The following is a 4,463-nucleotide window of genomic DNA, read 5'->3' as shown; positions in this document are numbered from 1 at the left end:
CCTCCACGCGCGCCACCGCGTCGCTGCCGCGCTTAAGGCGCAACGCATTGATCGGCAGTGCCGCCGGTAACGCGTAGTCGTAGTCGACGCCCTGCCCGCTCGACGTCGTCCGGGTCGGCTCGACATCCAGCCACCGGCGCGGAGCTTCGTCAACGACGAGTTTTTCTTCCACCCGTCCGGCCAGGTTGACGGTGGCGTCGCCCGCCGTCGCCCAGTGCACGCTGCCGCTGACGATACGCACACGGAAGTAGCGACCCGTCGCGCCTTCGATCTTCACCGTGGTGACATCGGGTGCGTTGCCGTTGCGTCCCATCGACAGGATCGTGGCCTGCCGGACCAGGCTCGTCCACGATTGCAGATCGTCGCTCACGTCGATTGAGACGTTGTCGAGCTGCACGTCCGCACCGTCGCTCACCTGGGTCGGCGGGAAGGTGATCTGACTGAGGTTGATGGGCGTGCGCGCATCGATCAGCCACTCCTTCACCGGGCCGGGCGCCGTGCTATTGCCGGGCTGGATAACGATGTCGCCGTTCGTGCTGCGCTCGATACGCGGTCCCGGCGAATCGGCTTCGGCAGGCGGCACCGCGAGCAACGGCAAGGTCAGCGTGACCCGGCGCGATACGGATTGCAGCGGCTGATACGGTCCCGAAGGCACCTGCATGCCGTCCGCGTCGACGACGACCACATCGGTCAGCATCGTATCCGGGCGGGTCCAGTTGTAAGCGTCCTGTGGCAAGGCGACCACGTAGGCCGGCGCAACCGACTCGGTCGCGATCGGATAACTGACGGCGTAATGGCGAGCGGGTTCGATAACGGGCGTCGTCGCCTGAGCGCTGGACGCGACCAGGGCGAGGGCCAGCAGACCAGGGCGAACGTCAGGACGCATGCTCAGACTCCGAGGCGGGTTCAGCGGGTTGCCGCGGCGGCGCGGGCGCAAGGTAGCCGATAACCGTGCAGAGCAGGCCATAGGCGATGAACGAGGCGATGCCGAACAGGTTACCGAGGTGCCCGCGATCGACGAGCAACAACTTAGCGAGCACCAGTGCCATGGTGCCGGCACCGGCCATCCACAGCAGACGTTGCCCACGCTTCGAACCGAGCACCCAGGCGACGACACCGATGATGCTCCAGACCACGGTGAGCGACAGCTCGGCGAGGCTCGAATCCGGCATCGAGTTATCCCACGGCACGCCGCCGAGATGATGCACGGAGCGCAGCGTCATGCTGGTCGCAATGATGAAGAACATCACGGCGAGGACGGCCGGGCGCACACGACGCACACTCACCGGCATGGTGGCGTCGGAGATGCCACGCGCGGTGAGCAGGAGCACGGCGACCAGCAGCAGGTCGATCGGGTTGAGTACGGGAATGAAGACGAGCGGGTTCGAGGCACCGGCGGTACCGAGCGCGATGAGGCCGGCGACGAACAGGGCCAGCGCGGCACAGGCACCTACCGCATTCCGAATCGCCTCGGCATACACGTTCAGCGGCGCAGCGACCACACGCGGACGCCACAGCACCAGCGCCGCCAGAAGCAAGGTCGGCATGGCGGCGGCAAGCACTTTCCATCCCTGCCCCATCGTCGTCACGAAGTCGAACGCGAGCACGATGGCCGCAGTGCCGATGGCAAGCCAGCGCACCCAGCCGAGGGTTGCCGCGAGAATCGCCGCAACGCGATGCGCCGCGAGCGCACGCAGGGTGAACCAGCCCGTCACCAGCATCACCGCCACGCCCGCCAGCGGCCAGCCGGCGAGCGGCTGGATGCTTTCCTCAGCGGCCGTCAGCGCCACCACCATGCCTGCGAAGAGGAACAACGGCACGCTGAAGGCGAGGACCACGCCGAGATCGAGCTTGCGCACGCGCTTGCATGCTTCGGCGAGGAGCCACGCGGTGACCGCAAGCACGGCCAGCCAGTAACCAAAGGCCAGCGGCCGATCGATCACGAAGGTGTCGATCTCGTTGATGAAGCTGACCAGCCACCAGATCACCGCCCAGACCAGCAGGCCAACACGTGCGAGGCCGGACACGCCCCGCGACATGCCATGCCGGTCGAACTGCCACACACCGACACCGGCACCGATCACCAGCAACAGGCTGCCGATGAAGGCGGCATTGAGGATGGGCAGGTCGTTGTAGTGATGCGTGAAAATCGCCGCGATGGCCCAGGCGATGCCGGCGGCCAGTTGCAGGAATACACCGGACCAGCGCGGCAGGCGTCGCGCCTGACGGAAACCCAACCAGATCAGGCCCGCACCTTCCAGCGCGAACACGCTGGCGGTCACACTGGCACTGAGCGCAAGCGGCACGGCAATCGTCGCGAAGGCCACCGCCAGCACGGCCCATGTTTCGCGCAGCAGGCCCATGTCTTCTCGCTTGCGGATAGCGAACGCGATGGCGACATAGACGACCGCAGCGACCAGCGCCGAGAGCGCCAGCGGCATCGGTTCCCAATCGAGCAAGGCACCTTGCAGCAGCAGGCTGGCGATGGGATTGCCGAACATCAGGCAACCATCGAGGATCGCGCGCCCGCGCTTCGGCGAACGCAGCACGTGCAGCCAGGGCACGGCGAGATACAGGAGGAAGTGCAGGATCAGGAACGGCTCGGTGCTGGCGAAAAGCGCCGGCCGATAACTCAGCACACCCCACGCCGTCCCGACACCGAAGGTCGCGACGAAGCCGAGCACGTTGAGCACGCGCCACGCTTTCTTCCAGGCAATACCGAGAATGCCCAGGTTGAGAATGGCGTAATAAGTGAACAGGGCGACGTGATTGCCCTGCCCCGTCGACGCGATGATCGGTGCCGCGAAACCCGCAATCAAGCCGAGCACGGCGAGCGCCAGTGCGTCCTGCAACACGGCAAGTACGCCCAGGCCCGCGACGAAGACGATGAGCAAGGCAAACGTCGCGGTAGCGGGTAGCAATCCGTAGAGCCGGTACGCGGCGAACACCGTCATCACCAACACACCCAGCGCACCACCCTGCAACGACAACGCAAACGCACGGCGCTTATCCCGCTGCATCCAACCGAAACCCACACCCGCGATGGCGACCAGCGCCACCAGACTCAGGCGCACCGACATCGGCACGCGCAACAAGCCCTGGTCCGAGGCGTACTTCAGGAACGCTGCCACACCGGCAAACAACACCAGCATGCCCACCTTCACCGGCACGTTGCCCTCGGTGAACCAGCGCTTCGCCGCATCCGCCAACCGCTCGAACCACGTCGGACCCGCAGGCACCGGTGGCGGGGAAACCGGACGCGACACCGGAACCGGAGCGCCCGACGGCACCGGCGGCATACCCGGCGGCGCCACTGGTGGCATACCCGGCAGCTCTCTGTGGGAGCCGGCTCCGCCGGCGATAGGCGCCCCATCAGGCCACTCCGCCCGGCCCGGCGCAGCCCCTCCGGCATCGACATCCAGGCGGTGTTCCATATGGGCACCGGCTCCCCCGGCGACAGGCGCCCGAGCCTTAGTCGCGGGACCCAGTTCAGCCAACCGGGCCCGCACGGCATCAAGATCGCTCTTGAGCCCCGACATCCGCCCCCAGAGCAACCCGATGGCAAACCCGGCGACCGCGCCTTCCCAGCCCTGCGTAACCAGCGCCCCGACAATCGCGCCAATGATGGCCCAGACCACGATCATGCCTTCCCCACTCCCGAACATCCTGTGTGCGGCGAGTCTGGCATGAAATTGCGAACCTGTAGGAGGGTCACAAACCCCACCGGCTCAACGCCCCTCATACGGCCACAGCTCCCCGTAGGAGCCGCCTCAGCGGCGAACCCTCAACCTGTCGAGGTTACGACGGAGGCTATGCGGTGATCGGGCGAGCGTCTGAACAGCCTGCACGATGCAATGCCAGGCCTCGTCCGCAAAATGAAAGCCTGAGGGTTCGCCGCTGAAGCGGCTCCTACCAGGCAATAGCAAGCGTCAGCGCGATGGCGAAGCCGAGCCGGCAGCTAAGCGCAAGACGAGGGCGAAGCCGAGCCGGCGTCAAGCGCAACGCGATGGCGAAGCCGAGCCGCTTACTTAACCGGCTGCGTCTGAAGCACCGGCGCATCGCCGATCACATCCGTCCCCTGCGGCGGCACGAAGTCGAACGTACCTGCAGCGACCGGTCCGTTCTTCACCCAACCGGCGAACTGAATCTGCGTGGTGTTACCGAGCTGATCCTTGAACACCATCCGCGCCAGCCCACCTGCATCGAACCCGAGGTCGGCGAAGTCGAACTGCGGATCCTTGCTGGTCGACTGCAGGCGCAGCCAGACCATGCCGTCGTGCTCGCCCTTCTCGGTGACCTTGAAGTCCTTGTCCATCTGCGAAAGGTCGGTCAGCACGGTGAGCGGGCTCTGGGCTTCCTCGCTGCTCTGCTTGCGCACGGTGACCTGCTCGAGGTCCGGGTCATACAGCCAGACGCGGCTGCCGTCGGCGACGATGGTCTGCTTGTACGGGCTGAGCGTTTCC

General features: G+C 66.2%; 3 protein-coding genes. All 3 read right to left on the bottom strand.

Features of this window, described 5'->3' with window-relative positions; translation table 11 throughout:
- Positions 1–886, bottom strand: an 886-nt coding sequence (locus AC1DSN_RS18825; protein WP_477332193.1) for a DUF3999 family protein, incomplete at its 3' end; no start/stop codon positions are given.
- Positions 876–3,644, bottom strand: a complete 2,769-nt coding sequence (locus AC1DSN_RS18820; RefSeq protein WP_477332191.1) for a DUF2339 domain-containing protein — start codon at positions 3,642–3,644, stop codon at positions 876–878. The genes AC1DSN_RS18825 and AC1DSN_RS18820, both read right to left, overlap by 11 nt.
- A 380-nt stretch (positions 3,645–4,024) precedes the next feature.
- A partial coding sequence (gene lolA, locus AC1DSN_RS18815) for an outer membrane lipoprotein periplasmic chaperone LolA (RefSeq protein WP_477332189.1) occupies positions 4,025–4,463 on the bottom strand: 439 nt, incomplete at its 5' end.

Source organism: Luteibacter sp. P4_D7_3 (assembly GCF_056401735.1).
This window is presented reverse-complemented; position numbering and strand designations above follow the sequence as displayed.

Excerpts from the sequence above, each read along its gene's own strand:
- AC1DSN_RS18820 (WP_477332191.1), bottom strand. The coding sequence starts at position 3,644 with ATGATCGTGGTCTGGGCCATCATTGGCGCGATTGTCGGGGCGCTGGTT.